The sequence below is a fragment of the Enterobacter sp. Taxon_2 genome (assembly GCF_058355295.1).
Map to the genome: position 1 here is coordinate 4,565,174 of NZ_CM178024.1, position 17,256 is coordinate 4,582,429.

At 55.6% G+C, this 17,256-nt stretch carries 14 protein-coding genes; 6 read left to right on the forward strand and 8 right to left on the reverse strand.

Going from position 1 to position 17,256, the window contains the following annotated elements; translation table 11 throughout:
• Positions 1 to 16: 16 nt before the first annotated feature.
• A complete protein-coding gene (locus tag AC4IC4_RS21725; protein WP_491471875.1) occupies positions 17 to 1,606 on the reverse strand; it encodes an STY4199 family HEPN domain-containing protein in 1,590 nt (529 codons plus the stop codon).
• A gap of 149 nt (positions 1,607 to 1,755) precedes the next feature.
• Between AC4IC4_RS21725 and AC4IC4_RS21730 the strand changes: the two genes are divergently transcribed.
• Both AC4IC4_RS21730 and AC4IC4_RS21735 read left to right on the forward strand, forming a co-directional pair.
• Positions 1,756 to 2,295, forward strand: a complete 540-nt coding sequence (locus AC4IC4_RS21730) for a GNAT family N-acetyltransferase (protein WP_370884491.1) — start codon at positions 1,756 to 1,758, stop codon at positions 2,293 to 2,295.
• A gap of 71 nt (positions 2,296 to 2,366) precedes the next feature.
• On the forward strand, positions 2,367 to 2,705 hold the full coding sequence (locus tag AC4IC4_RS21735; RefSeq protein ID WP_491471876.1) for a lysozyme: 339 nt from the start codon (positions 2,367 to 2,369) through the stop codon (positions 2,703 to 2,705).
• On the opposite strand, the gene AC4IC4_RS21740 is transcribed toward AC4IC4_RS21735, so the two are convergent.
• Both AC4IC4_RS21740 and AC4IC4_RS21745 read right to left on the reverse strand, forming a co-directional pair.
• A complete protein-coding gene (locus tag AC4IC4_RS21740) occupies positions 2,684 to 3,283 on the reverse strand; it encodes a response regulator transcription factor (RefSeq protein ID WP_048991723.1) in 600 nt (199 codons plus the stop codon). The two genes, AC4IC4_RS21735 and AC4IC4_RS21740, sit on opposite strands and share 22 nt — an antisense overlap.
• Before the next feature lie 156 nt (positions 3,284 to 3,439).
• Positions 3,440 to 4,198 (reverse strand): SDR family NAD(P)-dependent oxidoreductase, encoded by a 759-nt coding sequence (locus tag AC4IC4_RS21745; protein WP_491472852.1) that lies wholly within the window; start codon positions 4,196 to 4,198, stop codon positions 3,440 to 3,442.
• Positions 4,199 to 4,317: 119 nt separating this feature from the next.
• On the opposite strand from AC4IC4_RS21745, the gene AC4IC4_RS21750 reads away from it, so the two are divergent.
• The 3 genes from AC4IC4_RS21750 to AC4IC4_RS21760 all read left to right on the forward strand — a co-directional run bounded on the left by AC4IC4_RS21750 (position 4,318) and on the right by AC4IC4_RS21760 (position 7,876).
• Entirely contained in the window at positions 4,318 to 5,217 is a 900-nt protein-coding gene (locus tag AC4IC4_RS21750) for a LysR family transcriptional regulator (RefSeq protein ID WP_491471877.1), read from the forward strand.
• 50 nt (positions 5,218 to 5,267) lie between these two features.
• Entirely contained in the window at positions 5,268 to 6,293 is a 1,026-nt protein-coding gene (yhjD, locus tag AC4IC4_RS21755; RefSeq protein ID WP_032648228.1) for an inner membrane protein YhjD, read from the forward strand.
• 260 nt (positions 6,294 to 6,553) lie between these two features.
• Entirely contained in the window at positions 6,554 to 7,876 is a 1,323-nt protein-coding gene (locus AC4IC4_RS21760; RefSeq protein ID WP_024908835.1) for an MFS transporter, read from the forward strand.
• A gap of 93 nt (positions 7,877 to 7,969) precedes the next feature.
• Here the strand turns inward: AC4IC4_RS21760 and AC4IC4_RS21765 are convergent, their stop codons facing one another.
• Together AC4IC4_RS21765 and pdeH are read right to left on the reverse strand one after the other, a co-directional pair.
• Positions 7,970 to 10,012: an AsmA family protein gene (locus AC4IC4_RS21765; protein ID WP_491471878.1), complete on the reverse strand. Its 2,043-nt coding sequence runs from the start codon at positions 10,010 to 10,012 to the stop codon at positions 7,970 to 7,972.
• Between the two features lie 65 nt (positions 10,013 to 10,077).
• The gene (gene pdeH / locus AC4IC4_RS21770; RefSeq protein ID WP_024908833.1) at positions 10,078 to 10,851 is read right to left on the reverse strand and encodes a cyclic-guanylate-specific phosphodiesterase; all 774 of its coding nucleotides are present in this window, start codon (positions 10,849 to 10,851) and stop codon (positions 10,078 to 10,080) included.
• 228 nt (positions 10,852 to 11,079) lie between these two features.
• On the opposite strand from pdeH, the gene kdgK reads away from it, so the two are divergent.
• Positions 11,080 to 12,009, forward strand: coding sequence for a 2-dehydro-3-deoxygluconokinase (kdgK, locus tag AC4IC4_RS21775; protein WP_491471879.1), 930 nt, complete (start codon positions 11,080 to 11,082; stop codon positions 12,007 to 12,009).
• Positions 12,010 to 12,070: 61 nt separating this feature from the next.
• On the opposite strand, the gene AC4IC4_RS21780 is transcribed toward kdgK, so the two are convergent.
• The 3 genes from AC4IC4_RS21780 to hmsP form a co-directional block, all read right to left on the reverse strand.
• Positions 12,071 to 13,564: a M16 family metallopeptidase gene (locus tag AC4IC4_RS21780; protein WP_024908831.1), complete on the reverse strand. Its 1,494-nt coding sequence runs from the start codon at positions 13,562 to 13,564 to the stop codon at positions 12,071 to 12,073.
• Between the two features lie 227 nt (positions 13,565 to 13,791).
• Positions 13,792 to 15,078: a dicarboxylate/amino acid:cation symporter gene (locus tag AC4IC4_RS21785; protein WP_032662127.1), complete on the reverse strand. Its 1,287-nt coding sequence runs from the start codon at positions 15,076 to 15,078 to the stop codon at positions 13,792 to 13,794.
• A gap of 159 nt (positions 15,079 to 15,237) precedes the next feature.
• Positions 15,238 to 17,244 (reverse strand): biofilm formation regulator HmsP, encoded by a 2,007-nt coding sequence (hmsP, locus tag AC4IC4_RS21790; RefSeq protein WP_024908830.1) that lies wholly within the window; start codon positions 17,242 to 17,244, stop codon positions 15,238 to 15,240.
• Between the last annotated feature and the right edge of the window lie 12 nt (positions 17,245 to 17,256).

Consider the following 17,256-nt stretch of genomic DNA (forward strand, 5'->3'; position numbering starts at 1 on the left):
GGAGAGGGAGAACAACTTAGCGGATCACCTCATAAATGGCGCTCTGAATGGACTGCCATTTTTTCGTGGTGGCATCTGGCTGTGACTTCGCACGGCGTATGGCCATGTCGAGATCGTGCTGCTGGCGTTTCACCACGGCAGGCACGGTGCAGAACGCTTTAAGATACTCTTTACGTACCGAGGTCAGAGACTCGCCGTTCGACATCGCGTGGCTGAGCGTGTTGATGAAGCGGCGACACGGCTTCTCCTCAACCATGTTTTGCCGGTAGCGTAACATCAGCTCCAGCACGTCATCATAGCCTGCCGACATCGCCTCTTCGGTCCAGGACAGCTTCCAGTCCATACCACCCTGCAAAAAGAGCTGGGTCACGCGGGTGTCGTTGCGGTTAATGGCCGAGCGGAAATTATTCTCGTCCCAGGTCACCCCCATGCGCGTGAGCGTTTCACGCGAGGAAGGCGTCTCGCGCATTTCCTGTGGTGGTGCCGCTTCAGCCGCGTTAGCGGTCGCAGGCTGCGGTTTACTGCTGGTCACCAGCCAGAAGCCCCCCGCCACGATGGCAATCACCATGACGCCAACTGCCCCCCATAGCGCGCCGGAAATAAGCTGCTCACGTTGTTCGGGGGTGCGCGGCGCGCGCTGGGTCGGCTTTTCAATGGTGTCGCGGACTTCAAACAGATCCCCACCGGTGACCCGATCCATTTTCTGCGCCTTTTCCCAGAAGGTATGCAGTTCGCTGGCATCTACCGCCATGAATCCCGCCGGATTGACGCGCGTTCTCCCCTCTTCAAACGCGCGTTGAACGGGCCGCGCGATCTGCGCGTAGTAGTTATCCAGCAGCTGAATTTGCGCCGAGCTCAACGTTTTCTGAACGGTGATGCTGTTGCGAATTTGCCGGATGTCGTCGAGGAAGGTTTGCAGCGTTTTACGCGGTTCAACCAGCAGCGTCAGCATGGACGGATCGCTGAACAGCGAAGCGTAATAGCGGCTGAACTCTTTTTTATCCACCAGCATTTGCGCCAGCTCGCTGAACATCATGCCGCTCAGGACATCGTTGATCTCGCCCAGCTTCAGCCAGCGCCGAACGCGATCGGCGTTAAACAAGGTCTTCAGATGATTGTTCAGCCGTACCTGATCGGGCCAGGCCTGCTGAATGAGCCCTTTAATCATCAGCTCTATCGCACGCACCTGCTTGTGCGCCTGCTGCTGCTGAAGTTCGCTTCCCGGTGCCAGATCCGTGCTGTAGGTCAACAGAGGCTGCTGCAGGCGCAGGTGTTCCAGCGCGGTAACAAACCGCATCGCCGCAATAAGCTGGTTTTCACTCACATCCTGTCCGCTTTCATACTGCGGAACGCGCTGCTGCAGCAGGCGCAGCTGGAGCGTAAATTCCGACATCTCGGCATCATTCAGGTTGAGTTTTTTCGCAACGGCTCCCCAGCCGCCCAGCGCTAATCGAGCACTGTCGAGTTGCTCCAGAAACCAGCGTGGATCTTTGCCCTCAGAAGCATGTACATTCAGAAGTAGCAAAATTTCCACCGACGCATGGCGAATGACCGCCAGACAGTGTTCGAACTGTTCGCGAATATGATGTGATGTGCTGAGACTCATTGTTTTCCTTAAGCGACAACGAAGACATCCGGAATGGGCACGAGACGGCCTTTTTTTCTTTTTATTTATACGCGATTAACCATACCTGACTTTCTGTTGAAATAAAGTGACAACCCTAAAATCATTTAAAATGTTTCAGGAGAATCTGAATGCCGGTTTTAATTACCCCTCGCCTTACCTGTTCACCTCTGCTGGAACAAGACTGGCCCTTTTTTCTGGCATTACAGCAGCATCCCGACGTCATGCGCTTTGTGGCGGAAAACCGCCCCGTTGCGGCGATCCGCGAGGCATTTGATTCACGCCTGACGCCCTGGTCACCGGGCAGCGCGCACTGGCTTTGTCTCGTCGTACGTGACACCGCCTCCCGGGCCCCGCTGGGCGTCACCGGGTATATTCATCGGGAGGAGGACTGTGCCGAAGTGGGCTTCCTTTTCGCACCCGAGGCGCAGGGGAAAGGCTACGGCTTTGAATCCCTGAAAGCGCTTTGTGATTACGCTTTTCATCAGGGCGGTATACGTCGACTCACCGCCACCGTCACCGTGGGAAATGTCGCTTCAAGACGCCTGCTGGAAAAAGCCCGCTTTCGCCTGGAAGGCGAATTACGCGAGAGCTATTATCTTGCGGGGCGCTGGCAAAATGACTGGTTATTTGGTTTATTGCAGCAGGAATACCTGAATAATAATGCCTGATCAACAGCCATTTGGCGGATATTTCTCAGACGTCGTTTCCTCTACAGTATCGATCTTAAGAGGAAATGAATATGAAAGGTCATGCGCTGAAAATATCTTCTGCCGCCATTGCGTTAATAAAAAAACACCAGGGTCTTTCTCTGGAGAAATATCGTGACGAAAACGGATTATGGGTTATCGGCTATGGCCACGTTATCCGCGATCGGGCACTTTTTCACGGTCCCATCACGCCTGCCGAGGCAGAAGATTTGCTGCATGACGATATTCAGCTGTGTGAGGCGCTGCTGCGGGAAAGTGTGACACGTCCATTAACCCAACAGCAGCATGATGCGCTGGTTATGATGGTATTCAGCTTCGGAGAGATGCCCTCGCTCCCAAACGCGATTTTTCAGGCCTTCGCACGGGTATAGTACATGGCAGCCTGCGTTCTGTTTTTCACGTCCAGCCGCCGGAAAAGCGCCTCGAGATGCGCTTTTACCGTGGCCGCACTGATGTTGAGATTGCGGCCAATCTCTTTATTTGACTCCCCCGCCGCCAGCAATTCCAACACGTCGCGCTGACGCTCGCTCAGGGATGATAACGCCTGAGACGACGGCTGCCTGACCCACTCCCCGGGAAAACAGACCATCCCTCTGGACACCGAATCCAGCACAGCGGAAAACCGCTCGGGACTGGCATTTCGGGGAATAATGGCCATGATGTTTCGCTGCCGCAATTGCTCAACCCATCTGGCCTCTTTTTTCGCCAAAACCAGAATCACGCGTATCGCCGGAAAGCGTTGTAGCATCTCTTCCAGCAAAGCGCTCCCCTCGTCCTGCATTAAATTCCCGTCAATCATGACGATAGCTGACGGTGAAGCGGAAATCTGGGTCCATAAATCGTCTGCCTGACAGGTCCCTGTCATATCTATTTCCGGAATGAGCGTCTGAAGACTGTGTATCGCTCCGTGAATAAAGAGTGACTGCCTGTCAAACATGATTACTCGCATCGTTTTTTATCCCTCTGAGAATAGCGAAGGGGGATTCTACAGAGGGGTTATTTAAGAAAAAACTCAACGAATGGAGACGTTACAAAACCCCCCGAGTTCTTTATATCTGTCCGTATTTAGACACATTGACCTTAAGGATTTCCTTAAGTGCGTACATCACAGGAACATGCCGCCTGAGACTTCAATACGTTGCGCATTCATCCAGCCCAGTTTGTCGCTGAGCAGTGCCGCAATGGCATCGCCAATATCGTCCGGCAGCCCCACCCGTCCCAGCGCCGTTTGCGAGGCCAGCAGCTGATTCAGTTCCGCGTTGTCGCGCACGCGTCCGCCGCCAAAGTCAGTTTCAATCGCGCCCGGCGCGATGATATTGACGGCGATCCCGCGCGCGCCCAGCTCTTTCGCCTGATAACGCGTCAGCACTTCCATCGCCCCCTTCATGGCCGCGTAGGTCCCTGAGCCCGGCTGGGTAAAGCGGGCCAGCCCGCTGGAGACGTTGAGGATCCGTCCCCCGTCGTTCAGCAACGGCAGCAGGCGCTGGGTCAGGAAGAAAGGTCCTTTGAAATGAACGTTCAGCGCCTCATCAAACTGGGCTTCCGTCGTGTCGGTATAGGGCGCATATAAACCCGTTCCGGCATTGTTCAATAAATAGTCAAAAGTTTCACACTGCCAGACACGCCTAAGGGTTTCCTGAAGCTGCTGGGCAAAATGATCAAAACCCGTGATATCCCCGACGTTGAGCTGTAATGCCGCTGCGTTAACGCCTTTTTCCTGAATTTCATGCACAACATCCAGCGCTTCCTGCAGGCTACGGTTGTATGTCAGGACGATTCCCGTGCCGTCTGCCGCCAGCTTTAACGCAGCGTTTTTACCCAGACCACGGCTACCACCCGTCACTAATGCGATACGTTCACTCATCATAAACCTCGTTTTGGCTGTTAAGGAGATTGAGAAAGAGCTTATTAGGTGATAGAAAATCAATAAAGATGGGTTAAAACGCTTCACTGTTTCAGCTGTAACAACAATGAGCTTCCGCTATGGATAAAATTCACGCAATGCAGTTATTCGTCCGCGTCGCGGAACTGGAGAGTTTTTCCCGCGCGGCCGAAACATTAACCCTGCCGAAAGGCAGCGTTTCACGACAAATTCAGGCCCTGGAAAACCGACTTGGCACCCAGCTATTGCACCGCACCACGCGCCGCGTCAGCCTGACGCAGGACGGCATGGTCTATTACGAGCGGGCAAAAGATCTGCTGACAAACCTTGATGAACTCGACGGTATGTTTCAGCACGATCCCTCCAGCATCAGCGGACGGCTCCGCGTGGATATGCCCGTCGGCGTTGCTCGAAATTTAGTCATCCCCAAACTGCCTGCTTTCCTGCAGCATTATCCGGGCATTGAACTGGAACTCAGCAGCAGCGATCGCCTGGTGGATGTGATCCGTGAAGGGTTTGATTGCGTCGTCCGCGTCGGCACGCTGAAGGATTCAGGGCTGATTGCCCGTCCGCTGGGCAAGCTGTCGGTGATTAACTGCGCCAGTCCGGATTATCTGGCGCGTTTTGGCTACCCGGAAACGCTGGACGATTTAGGCTCACACGCCGTGATCCACTACGCCGCGATGCTGGGAACCCGCCCGCAGGGCTTTGAGTTTTATAACGGCAGTGCGACGCAGTGGGTAAAAACGGGCGGGGTGTTAACCGTTAACAGCACGGAAACTTACCAGGCTGCCTGCCTCGCCGGACTGGGCATTATTCAGGTTCCGCGGGTTGGGGTGCGCGATCTACTGCGCGCGAAGAAACTGGTTGAGATCCTGCCGCAATACCGGGCCGAACCGATGCCTGTCTCCCTGATTTATCCCCACCGCCGCAACCTCTCCCGACGGGTCCATCTGTTCATGGAGTGGCTAACCGAACTCTCAAAAGCTTACGTGGACTAGTCGCAAGCTATAATTCAGTAACATCCAGCCAAACGAAAAGGAAAAGACGCGTGACGCCGGAAAACAACCCGCAACGACCCACCCAACATTTAGAGTATGAGCCCGTCAAAAAGATGGAAACCGGGCCTGAAGAGGCCAGGTCCCCTGGTACCGCCAGCAAAGCGCTGGGGACCGTCACCGGCATTGTCGCCAGAATTCAGCAGTTTCCCATGATTGCGCATCTGATACGCGCGACCGAACGCTTTAATGACCGCATGGGAAACCAGTTTGGTGCCGCCATCACCTATTTTTCCTTCCTGTCGATGATCCCAATCCTGATGGTGTCGTTTGCGGCGGCCGGTTTTGTGCTCGCGTCGCACCCGACGCTGCTGCAGGATATCTTCAATAAGATCCTGAATAACGTCAGTGACCCGACCCTTGCCAGCACGCTCAAAAGCACCATCAATACCGCCGTTCAGCAGCGTACTACCGTCGGGATCGTCGGTTTGCTGATTGCCCTTTACTCCGGCGTTAACTGGATGGGCAACCTGCGCGAGGCCATTCGCGCCCAGTCGCGCGATGTCTGGGAGCGTAAGCCGCAGGACCAGGAGAAAATTTGGGTTAAGTACCTTCGCGATTTTGTTTCTCTGATTGGCCTGCTTGTCGCGCTCATCGTGACGCTTTCTATTACCTCCGTGGCAGGCTCGGCGCAGCAGATGATCATCTCCGCGCTTTACCTTGATTACATCGAATGGCTGAAGCCGGCCTGGCGCAGCATTGGTCTGGCCATTTCCATCTTTGCCAATTACCTGCTGTTCTTCTGGATCTTCTGGCGCTTGCCCCGACATCGTCCGCGCAAGAAGGCGCTGATCCGCGGCACGTTGATTGCGGCGATCGGCTTTGAAGCGATCAAAATCGTGATGACCTACACCTTACCGTCACTGGTTAAATCCCCTTCCGGTGCGGCGTTTGGCTCGGTGCTGGGGCTGATGGCGTTCTTCTACTTCTTCGCGCGTTTGACCCTGTTCTGCGCGGCGTGGATTGCCACTGCCGAGTACAAAGACGACCCGCGAATGCCGGGCAAAACGCACCGGTAACCCCACTCTCGGGCTGAAATTTCAGCCCGATTCATCATTTCAGCATATAAATCCAGTCTGTAACTTTTATTTAACCAAAAACCAGTTTTATTGACTGATATTTAAAATCTGTGAAGCATTTCATAGACCTGTTTTGGCTGGCCTGAAAATTATCCGCTTTTTGTTGCTTTTATCACCAGTGCGCGGCTTTGTTACAGATTGAAATGTCGCTTTTGCTGTGCGTAATATGGCCTTTCGTTCGACAAAAATAAGAAAATATTATGCAAGCAACAGCCACCACACTCGACTCAGGAACGGAAAACGTTCCGGTAAACTCGCGCAATAAAGTTGTCGTCGCATCGCTGATTGGCACCGCCATTGAGTTCTTCGACTTTTATATTTATGCCACCGCCGCGGTCATCGTCTTCCCGCATATTTTCTTCCCACAGGGCGATCCGACGGCGGCCACGCTGCAGTCTCTGGCGACCTTTGCTATCGCGTTTGTTGCGCGTCCGATTGGCTCTGCGCTGTTTGGACACTTTGGCGATCGCATTGGCCGCAAAGTCACCCTGGTGGCCTCGCTGCTGACGATGGGCATCTCCACCGTGGCCATCGGCCTGCTGCCGACCTATGAAACCATCGGCATTCTGGCGCCTGTCCTGCTGGCGCTGGCCCGTTTTGGTCAGGGTCTGGGCCTTGGCGGCGAATGGGGCGGCGCGGCGCTGCTGGCCACCGAGAACGCCCCGGCACGCAAGCGCGCGCTGTATGGCTCATTCCCGCAGCTGGGCGCACCGATTGGCTTCTTCTTTGCCAACGGGACGTTCCTGCTGCTCTCCTGGCTGCTGACGGATGAACAGTTCATGAGCTGGGGCTGGCGTATTCCGTTTATCTTCTCAGCCGTGCTGGTGCTGATTGGCCTGTACGTGCGCGTTTCTCTGCATGAGACCCCAGTTTTCGCAAAAGTGGCCGCGGCGAACAAGCAGGTGAAAGTGCCGCTGGGTACGCTGCTGACCAAACACGTCCGCGTGACCGTGCTGGGCACGTTCATCATGCTGGCAACCTATACGCTGTTCTACATCATGACCGTCTACTCCATGACCTTCAGTACCGCCGCCGCGCCGGTTGGGCTGGGTCTGCCGCGTAACGAAGTGCTGTGGATGCTGATGATGGCGGTGATCGGGTTTGGCGTGATGGTTCCGATTGCGGGCCTGCTGGCGGATAAGTTCGGTCGCCGCGCGAGCATGATTACCATCACCACGCTGATCATTCTGTTTGCCCTGTTCGTCTTCCCGCCGCTGCTGGGTTCAGGTAGCCCGGCGCTGGTGATGGCCTATCTGCTGATTGGTCTGAGCCTGATGGGGCTGACCTTCGGCCCGATGGGTGCGCTGCTGCCAGAGCTTTTCCCGACGGAAGTGCGTTATACCGGCGCGTCGTTCTCTTACAACGTCTCGTCTATTCTGGGCGCCTCCGTAGCGCCGTATATCGCCACCTGGCTGCAGGCGAACTATGGTCTGTTCTATGTGGGGGTTTATCTGGCGGCAATGGCGGGACTGACGCTGATTGCGCTGCTGCTGACGCACGAGACGAAACATCAGGCTCTGTAAGCTAATGCCGGGTGGCGGCTACGCCTTACCCGGCCTACGATTCAAATGTAGGCCGGGTAAGCGCAGCGCCACCCGGCAATAACAGGCCGCAACTTACTTCTTCATCTGCGACAAAATGGTCCGACACTGATTCGCCTCGCCTTCTGACGGCGAAATCAAGGCCAGCAGCGCTGCGGCTGGAGTGACCAGCGTCGCAAGCGCCGCAGCCACTGCGCCACGCGCAATCAGCGGTCCGGGCTTCACGCCCGCCTGCGGATTTTTGAAGGTCCCGCGCACGTAAAGCGGCGAGCGCAGGGTGATGATACGAATCCCCTTACTTTCCGGGTCAATCGTCAGATCAAGCTGCTCCGAGGCCATGCTGGCGGTACCGGTCACGTTAATCACCGCGTTTTCCGTGTCAAAGGCAAAAATCTGCGGGCGCGCCACGCCGTTAACCAGATCCAGATTGGCCGCCGCGCAGTTCACCCGCACCTCGTCATCACCGAAGATTTGCCCGATGACGTAGTTACCGACGTTCAGCCCCAGGATCTCCATCAGGTTGCGGCTCACCAGCCCGTCGTTCATCAGCAGCTTCAGGTTACCATTGCCGCTGCCCAGCAGCGCCGCCACCGAGTTCCCCACGCCGCGAATATCGGCATCACCGTTCATTTCACCGAGGGTTTTCTGCATCAACTCGACGTTCGGCATCAGCTCTTTCAGCTTCAATCGACGCGCCTGAATCTCCGCCCGTCCCTGCATCGGCTTCTTATCGCCTTCCAGGTGAATGTTCGAGGAGATCGTCCCGCCCGCCATGCCAAACTTCAGCGGCTGCAGACGCAGGTCGGCGCTTTTAAGGAGGATATGGGTCGTAAGATTGCTTATCGGCAGCGTACTGCCATGTTCAATTTTTCCGCCTTTGAAGCGCACATCCGCATCCATCACGTTCCATTTATCCGTCTCAAAACGTTCATAAGGCAGCACTTTGCCGGCAGGCTGAGGATCTTTCTTCACCTCTTTTGACTTCGTACCTTTACCGGAATCAACGCCGATCAGCGGGCCCAAGTCGGCCAGACGCAGCTGACGGGACTCAACATCCCCTTCCAGTTTCGGGCGCGGTTTTCCGGTGGTGTAGGTCAGCGTGCCGTGGATGTCGCTGTCGCCGATCCGACCGTTAAAATCCCGGTAGTCAAAAACAGACGCTTTTTCGGTATCGATTTTGGCGACCAGATGCCCGTCCGTTTCGAACGGTGGGGTATCCGGCAGCAGAACGCCGGTCAGTTCATACAGCTCGCCCAGCGAATCACCAGCAAATTTGAGCTGAAGGTCCACGCCCCCCATATTCATCGGGTCGTTGACCGTGCCCACGAACGCCACGCGGGTGTTACCGGAACGGAAGTCCGCCTGCACCGGGAACGGCGTGCCTTCGCTCCGTAGTGCCAGCATACCGCCTATTTTCCCTTTACCGCTGAGCGGCTGGTCGTTATAGCGTCCTTTTGCCGTCAGGCCGAAGACATAGTCGCCCACGCTTGCCGCATCACCTTTCGCTTTCGTCCCCGTGACCTCGCTGAACGGCAGCGGCTTGCCCAGCGGATCGACCAGGATCTCCACATCCGCCTTGCTGACCTTATCGTCGATGGCGATCCGTCCGCGATCGAAGAGAATGTTGTCGAGACGGAATGACCAGGAAGAAGGCTGGGCATTCGGATCTTTTTCGCTGTCGCTGGCCAGGCTAAACGTCCAGTTGTTGTTTTTTTCGGAGAGGCGGATCAGGCGCGCATCGGGCTGCTGAAGTTTGATCCACGGCAGATAGACCGTTTTGGTGAGGAGTGCCAGCGGAGCCAGCGTGGCTTCAACCCGCGGCAGGTGGATCATTGTGACGTCCGGGATATCCGGCGGGTTGCCAAGAATGATGTCGTCAGCATGGATATGTGGCCAGGGGATCCAGCTTCGCCAGCCGGGTTCCTCTTTCTGGCGCTCCCATACCACCCCTAAATCACCCCGTATGGCGAAGGGGCGGTTCAGCTCGGTTGAGACTTTCTGGTTGATGGTCGGCTTGAGACGGTTCCAGTCAAACGTCGCAATAATGATGGCGACAACCACGATCAACAACAAGAAAATCCCTGCTGTCCAGGAGATTACCCTGGTTGTTCTTGTCATTTTTATCCCCTTTCCTGATGACCTGTCCTGTAAAACTATAGTCCAGACAAAGGGAAGCGGGTTTATCAGAGGGTCGTTATGACGTTATCGAGGCGATCCATGGGCACCGGGCGAGAGAGATAGTAGCCTTGCGCCGCCGCTGCGGGAGAGTTTTGCACATCGCGCCACTCTTCCAGTGTTTCCACACCTTCAACAATCACGCCCTGGCAATAGCGGTTCATCAGCTGTAATAAAAGCGTAAACAGATTCCGCCCCTCCGGGGTCTGACGCAGCATAATGAACAGATCGCGGGCCACTTTAATGTAGTCGTAGCGCACTTCACTCAGGGCGGAGAAGTTCGCCATGCCGGTGCCAAAGTCATCCAGCCACAGCGGACCGTATTCGCATATCGAAGCAAACGAGGAGTCCTGCGGCAAACGGACATGCTCCACCAGCTCAAAGCGCATCCACGGCAGGGTGGCGATCAGCTCCTGCAATTTGGCGTTCTGGCGCAGCGCCAGCAGGGTTGGGCCATCGACGTTCACCGAGGCGAGGATATCGTGCTGTTCGAAAAAGGCGTGCTTCGTTGCCAGCATGCGAAGCTGCTCTTCCAGCACGTCCAGACGCTGGCGAACGGCAACTTCGGCAAAATAGCGATCCGGCGCGATGCGCTGAGTAGGGTTTGAGGGGTGCGTAACGACGGTCAAAATTTCGATGGCCATCAGTCGACCATCTGTTCGGTAGATCGGCTGATAGGTATACGCACGCTCACATTGCAGCCAGTAGCGATGCTCCTGCAAGTTCTCAATACTTGCCTCAGGCGTAGTGCTCAGCCGCTGGATAACCTGCTCTGACTTCATTTCAGATGTCCTGTTGTTGGGATAGCCTTTCTGGACTCGTCACAGGATTATCGGCGCGACAATTGAGAACTTTATGTTCAATTCACCCGGAAAATGAAATTAAGATGACAGAAATGCGCGGGAACACGCGCTGGCTCAAAAAAATAATGGAACGTTGTTTTAATATAGTTGACCAGTTAATTCACTCAGCGCACACTGCTGATAATTCTTCTGTTCAGGTTCACGACTATGTCCAAAAAAATTGCCGTGATTGGCGAATGCATGATTGAGCTGTCACAAAAAGGCGCGGAAGTCAGCCGCGGATTTGGTGGCGATACGTTAAACACATCCGTTTATATTGCCCGTCAGGTCGCGCCTGAGGCGCTTACCGTGAACTACGTTACCGCCCTGGGTACGGACAGCTTCAGCCAGCAAATGCTGGAGGCCTGGCAGAGTGAACATGTTGAAACGTCGCTGATTCAGCGTATGGAAAACCGCCTCCCGGGGCTTTATTACATCGAAACCGACAGTACAGGCGAACGCACGTTTTATTACTGGCGTAACGAAGCCGCAGCCAAATTCTGGCTGGAGAGCGACGCGGCCGCGGCCATCTGCGAAGAGCTGGCGACATTTGACTATCTCTATCTGAGCGGCATTAGCCTGGCGATTTTAAGCCCCGCCAGCCGAGACAAGCTGCTCTCGCTGCTGCGCGAATGCCGTGCCAACGGCGGTAAGGTTATTTTCGATAACAACTACCGCCCGCGCCTGTGGGCCAGCCGCGAAGAGACGCAGCAGGTCTATCAGCAGATGCTGCAGTGCACCGATATCGCCTTCCTGACGCTCGACGATGAAGACGCCCTGTGGGGTGAAAAACCGGTAGAGGACGTAATTGCGCGCACGCAGGCGGCAGGCGTGAGCGAAGTGGTGATTAAGCGCGGTGCGGATTCGTGCCTGGTCGCGGTGGCGGGTGAAGCGCTGGTTGACGTTCCGGCAGTGACGCTTGCCAAAGAGAAAGTGATTGATACCACGGCGGCAGGTGATTCATTCAGCGCGGGCTATCTGGCGGTACGCCTGACGGGTGGAACGCCAGAAGCGGCGGCACAGCGCGGGCACCTGACGGCCAGCACGGTAATTCAGTATCGCGGGGCGATTATTCCGCGCGAGGCGATGCCCGTTTAAGTAGGGTGCGGGCTGATGCCCTCACCCTAACCCTCTCCCACAGGGAGAGGGAATGTTTGCATTACTGCCCTTGCGGGATATCCGTCGCGTCCGGATGTAAATCATCCGCCGTGGCGGCCTGCGCTGGCTGCGGCGCGGTAGCCATAATGGCATCCCAGGTCGTCTGAAGTTCCTTCATGTCATATTCCGGCTCGCCCTTCGGTTGCAGAAGGATCAACGCCATCTCCTGCGACAGCTGCTGACGGAGGTCCTGATTGAGCATATCGACGGTCAGACCGTTCAGGAAGTCCTGACGAAGCTTCTGATACTGTTCCGGCGCAATGTCCACCACCTGATTCTGCAGGGAACGAATACGCTGGCTGATCAGAATGTCGGTATCGGCGCGAGCGTAGGTCGCAAACAGCTTCTGCAGCTCGAGTTTTTTCTGCGCCACGAGAGCATTGAATTCCTCTTCGGAAAGCCCCTCTTTACGCACTTTTGCCAGCTCTTTCGCGACCACACCCAGATTGGCATTTAGCTTATCGCCCGGTGATTCAACGTTGATGGCACATTGTGCACGCTGGAACAGCACGCGGCAGTCAAAGCCAAGACCAATATTCTTCACGTTGTTCTTACTCAGCGTCTGCTGGACGTGCCAGAACAGCGCTTCACGTGCCAGATCGGCACGCCAGTAGCGTAACATCGCCGCAGATTCACGGATGGGCTGCCAGGCGTTATCCCACATGACGGAGAGGCGATCCTGACGCACGGTGTCCGTCATAATGCTGACAGGCTCTGCACGCAGCGGAGAGAGCGTCGGGACAGGTGCTGGCGTTTCACGCTTGCCTTTCAGATCGCCAAACGCTTTGTTGATCTGCTCCACCACCGCGCGGCTGTCCACGTTACCCACCACGATCAGCGTCATCGCGTCCGGGGTGTACCACTTCTGATAGAACGATTTCACCTGTTCGGCGTCCACTGGCTGTTTCAGCGGTTCGGCCGGGTCATGTCCCAGTAACGTTGAGCCCTTCAGGCGGTAACGCCACCAGCCCTCTTTGGTATCCCCAGGCCAGGTTGCCACCATGTCGCTGTTACTCAACGCATAGTTGACGGTGTCCGGCGTGATCGCCAGATTGCCAGAGGCATCGGAGAGATACGTCAGCGCTTCTTTAAGTAGGTCGTTACGGTTGTTTGGCAGGCTCAGGTTAAACATGGTGTAGTCATACGAGACAACAGCCGGGGGAAGTGGGCGTTTCGGATCGATGGCCTGCTGCCAGAGTGAACGCACCTGAACCGCTTGCAGGCTGCCGCTCTGCGTGAGCGCCAGCCGGGGAATAAAGTGGCTGAAACCGGTTTGCTGAGTGCTTTCCGTGAGGGAGCCGGTATTTACGGACAGACGGATTTCAATACGATCGCTGGGACGTTGCGGCGTGGCTAAGACCTGCCATTGAAAACCGTTCGCTAATGTCCCTTGTTGCCAGGCCGGGTCTGGCTGGAGCGCATCTGCCTGCACATAACTGGCTGCTGCCATCATCAGCAAACCGCCGGTTAAGAGTCGAATTTTTGTGCCCTGCATGTGAACCCCTGATCAACATTCCTGGTAAAAAAAGAGTGCCTCGCGACGCGCTTCACTCTTAAAGATGACGATGAAAACACGTCGATTAGACCGCGCGTTCGGCAAAACGTCACGGTCCGAAGTGAAATATACCCAAAAAAAATCTTGTCGAATTATGACAGGTATGAACAGTTATTATGCGCAGGAGCCCGCATCCCCACAAGGGAATACGGGCATTTGTGACAAGTTTAAGAGGATAAGCCAGGATTTTTGCTGTCAGTTGAACGATTATTCAGAGTATCGTCGAGCTTTTTGTGATCCAGCTCTTTCACCCATTTCGCCACCACCACCGTTGCCACACCGTTACCCACCAGGTTGGTTAACGCACGCGCCTCAGACATGAAGCGGTCAATACCCAGAATCAACGCCAGACCCGCCACCGGCAGGTGACCCACAGCAGAAATGGTGGCTGCCAGCACGATAAAGCCGCTGCCCGTTACGCCTGCCGCACCTTTAGAGGAGAGCAGGAGCACCACCAGCAGGGTAATCTGATGGAAAATATCCATATGGCTGTTGGTCGCCTGAGCGATAAATACGGCCGCCATCGTCAGGTATATCGAGGTACCGTCCAGGTTGAAGGAGTAGCCCGTCGGGATCACCAGCCCGACCACCGATTTACGACACCCGAGTTTCTCCATCTTGTCGAGCATACGCGGCAGCGCCGATTCTGAAGAGGAGGTCCCCAGAACAATCAGCAGTTCTTCGCGGATGTAACGGATAAATTTGAAGATGTTGAAACCTGTCGCGCGGGCGATGGAGCCCAGCACCACCACCACGAAAAGGATACAGGTAATATAGAAGCAGATAATCAGCTGACCCAGCTGCACCAGCGTGCCGACGCCATATTTACCGATAGTGAAGGCCATCGCACCGAAGGCACCGATTGGCGCCAGGCGCATGATCATATTGATGATGCCGAAAATGACCTGCGAGAAGCTTTCGATCACATTAAAGATAAGCTGGCCTTTGCTGCCCAGACGGTGCAGGGCAAAACCAAACATCACGGCGAACAGCAGAACCTGGAGGATGTTTCCGCTGGCGAACGCGCCAATGACGCTGCCAGGGATGACGTCCAGCAGGAAGGCGACCACGCCCTGATCCTTCGCCTGCTCGGCATACACCGCGACCGCTTTGGCATCCAGCGTTGAGGGGTCTACGTTCATCCCCGCGCCTGGCTGCACCACGTTGACGATGATCAGACCGATAATCAGCGCCAGGGTACTGACCACTTCGAAATAAAGAAGCGCCACTGCACCGGTACGACCGACCGCCTTCATGCTTTCCATGCCAGCGATGCCCGTGACTACCGTACAGAAGATCACCGGCGCGATGACCATTTTGATGAGCTTAACGAACGCGTCGCCAAGCGGTTTCATTTGCGCGCCCAGCTCAGGGTAATAGTGACCCAGCAGAATACCGATGGCGATGGCTGTCAGGACCTGGAAATAAAGACTTTTGAAGAGTGAGGTTTTCATAAGGTGTCCTTGGGAAGAAAAACCACAGGTTTTGTAAGGTTATGGTTAACCTGCGGCTTTAAAATAACACCCACATAACAGGACAGAAATAAACTCAGTTCAAATTTGAAACACAAATGTTAAGAACTTTGAGCTGGCTCGCACAAGCCAGCAACAAAGTTACACTTTTGCGGGGTCGTCAGCACCAGAAAGGTAACGTTGTTCAAAGACATCCGAAGGAACAGCAGGGGCAAAAAGGAAGCCTTGCCCGCTCTCCACACCCGCCTCTGCCAGCCAGGCGCGTTGCGCGTCGGTTTCAATCCCCTCGGCAATAAGGTGCAGGTTGAGACTGCGCGCCATCTGGATAATCGCCTGCACCATGCTGCTGTCGTCCGGCAGACCGTCGACAAACGCTTTGTCAATTTTGAGCACATCTACCGGAAGGGTTTTCATGTGCTGAAGCTGGCGCAGCCCGGCGTACCCCATGCCAAAATCGTCCAGTGCAATGCGAATACCGGCATTACGCAGCGGCTTCAGGATCGCGACCGCCTCATTGGGGTCGTCAATACGTCTGCTCTCCGTCACTTCCAGGGTCAACGTATCTGGCTTGATGCGGTAACGATGGATCAGCTCCAGCATCTCTGAAACCATGGTCGGGTGCATAAGCTGCAGGGCAGACAAGTTGACCGACAGCGGCAGCGTCACGCCGCGCTCCTGCCAGGCCGCAAGCTGGCGGCAGGACTCCTCCAGCACCCAGTAGCCGACGGTAACCATCAGGCCGCAGGACTCAATGCGCTCAATCAGCCCTTCCGGCAGTTCCCATGAACCATCCGGCTGCTGCAGACGCAGCAGAGCCTCGGCGCTTTTCACTTCTCCCGTCAGCAAATTCACCTGCGGCTGTAGCCAGAGGGCAAACTGGCGGTTATCCAGCGCGGTCAGGATGTCGCTCTCTTCCGTCAGGCGCTGCTGCGCCTTTTCCATCTGCTCCGGGTCGAAGAACTGGATCTGATTTTTCCCTTTGCGCCGGGCAGTAAACGCCGCCGAGAAGGCGCGACGATAAAGCTGTTCCGCCGTTAAATCACCGTAGTACATGGCGATACCGATGCTGGCGCTCGGGCGAAGCTGGATACCCTGAATGGGCAACCGCTCATTAATGACAGTAAGTACTTGCTGACCTAATGTGATTGCATGCCAGGGCTCTTTTACGCCATTGGCAATCACCACCAGATCGTAACCGCTGACCTGGGTCAGCACCATGCGCGGGGCAAGGACAGATTTGATCTTTTCCACCAGGGTGAGCAGCAGCATTTCGCGCTGGCTCTCCTTGAGCACGCCAGCCGTGTCCTGCAGCGTTTCACAGGCGATAACCATCAGCGCCGTGGTTTGCTGGCGCTCAACGGTTTGCTCCAGCATCGCCATCAGGAAGGCTTTATTGGGAAGCTCCGACACCGGGAAGCGCGTGGCGCTGCTGTTTAACTCATCCTGCTGACGCTGGATGCGCTGCTGGTTGAGGTTGTAGCTGCGCACCAGCATACCTATTTCATCGTCATGGTGCAGACGCGGTAGCTCAAGCTGATGCCCCATCTGATCCTGCGGCGCAAGCGTATTCAGCTCGCGGGCGATACGGCGCAGCGGATGAACAATCAGCCGGTTAATACACCAGGTGAGCGCCACGCTGAGAATAAGCGTCATAAGTAAGCAAGTGGTCACTAACGTAACCACCCAGCTCATGACGAATTTATACATGCGGTAGGAGTCCGCCTGTAATACCAGGTAGGCCAGCGGCTGCGGGTTGGCAGGGCGTTCGAGTGAATAAACGGGCAGCGAAATTTGCACCGGCAGTTCAAACAGGCGCATCACCATCATCGGGACGGGACGCTCCGGGATAAAGCTCATCCGCAGCGCCTGAAACTGGTTAGGCAAGACGACGTCGGCGCGGCTAACGACGCCGGCAGGCTGAATGCGTTTTAAAATGGTTTCCGCTTCGGGAATATCCCCTTTCAGAATCGAGGCGGAGAGCGGGCCGCGCACCGAGCGGGCAATACTTTCTAACTGCGAAGCCGTGTTATAGCGATTCTGCTGTACGGAATGAAACAGCAGAATTACGCAGAAAAGCAGGACAAACAGCATGGTGACGGCAGAAACCATCGCCATCTGTTTGATTGTTAAGGAACGGCTGACACGCAAAATGACTCTCCA

Excerpts from the sequence above, each read along its gene's own strand:
- pdeH (WP_024908833.1), bottom strand. The coding sequence starts at position 10,851 with ATGAAGTCAGAGCAGGTTATCCAGCGGCTGAGCACTACGCCTGAGGCA.
- AC4IC4_RS21765 (WP_491471878.1), bottom strand. The coding sequence starts at position 10,012 with ATGACAAGAACAACCAGGGTAATCTCCTGGACAGCAGGGATTTTCTTG.
- AC4IC4_RS21785 (WP_032662127.1), bottom strand. The coding sequence starts at position 15,078 with ATGAAAACCTCACTCTTCAAAAGTCTTTATTTCCAGGTCCTGACAGCC.
- AC4IC4_RS21760 (WP_024908835.1), top strand. The coding sequence starts at position 6,554 with ATGCAAGCAACAGCCACCACACTCGACTCAGGAACGGAAAACGTTCCG.
- AC4IC4_RS21780 (WP_024908831.1), bottom strand. The coding sequence starts at position 13,564 with ATGCAGGGCACAAAAATTCGACTCTTAACCGGCGGTTTGCTGATGATG.
- AC4IC4_RS21745 (WP_491472852.1), bottom strand. The coding sequence starts at position 4,198 with ATGAGTGAACGTATCGCATTAGTGACGGGTGGTAGCCGTGGTCTGGGT.
- AC4IC4_RS21750 (WP_491471877.1), top strand. The coding sequence starts at position 4,318 with ATGGATAAAATTCACGCAATGCAGTTATTCGTCCGCGTCGCGGAACTG.
- AC4IC4_RS21730 (WP_370884491.1), top strand. The coding sequence starts at position 1,756 with ATGCCGGTTTTAATTACCCCTCGCCTTACCTGTTCACCTCTGCTGGAA.
- kdgK (WP_491471879.1), top strand. The coding sequence starts at position 11,080 with ATGTCCAAAAAAATTGCCGTGATTGGCGAATGCATGATTGAGCTGTCA.
- AC4IC4_RS21740 (WP_048991723.1), bottom strand. The coding sequence starts at position 3,283 with ATGCGAGTAATCATGTTTGACAGGCAGTCACTCTTTATTCACGGAGCG.
- AC4IC4_RS21735 (WP_491471876.1), top strand. The coding sequence starts at position 2,367 with ATGAAAGGTCATGCGCTGAAAATATCTTCTGCCGCCATTGCGTTAATA.
- AC4IC4_RS21725 (WP_491471875.1), bottom strand. The coding sequence starts at position 1,606 with ATGAGTCTCAGCACATCACATCATATTCGCGAACAGTTCGAACACTGT.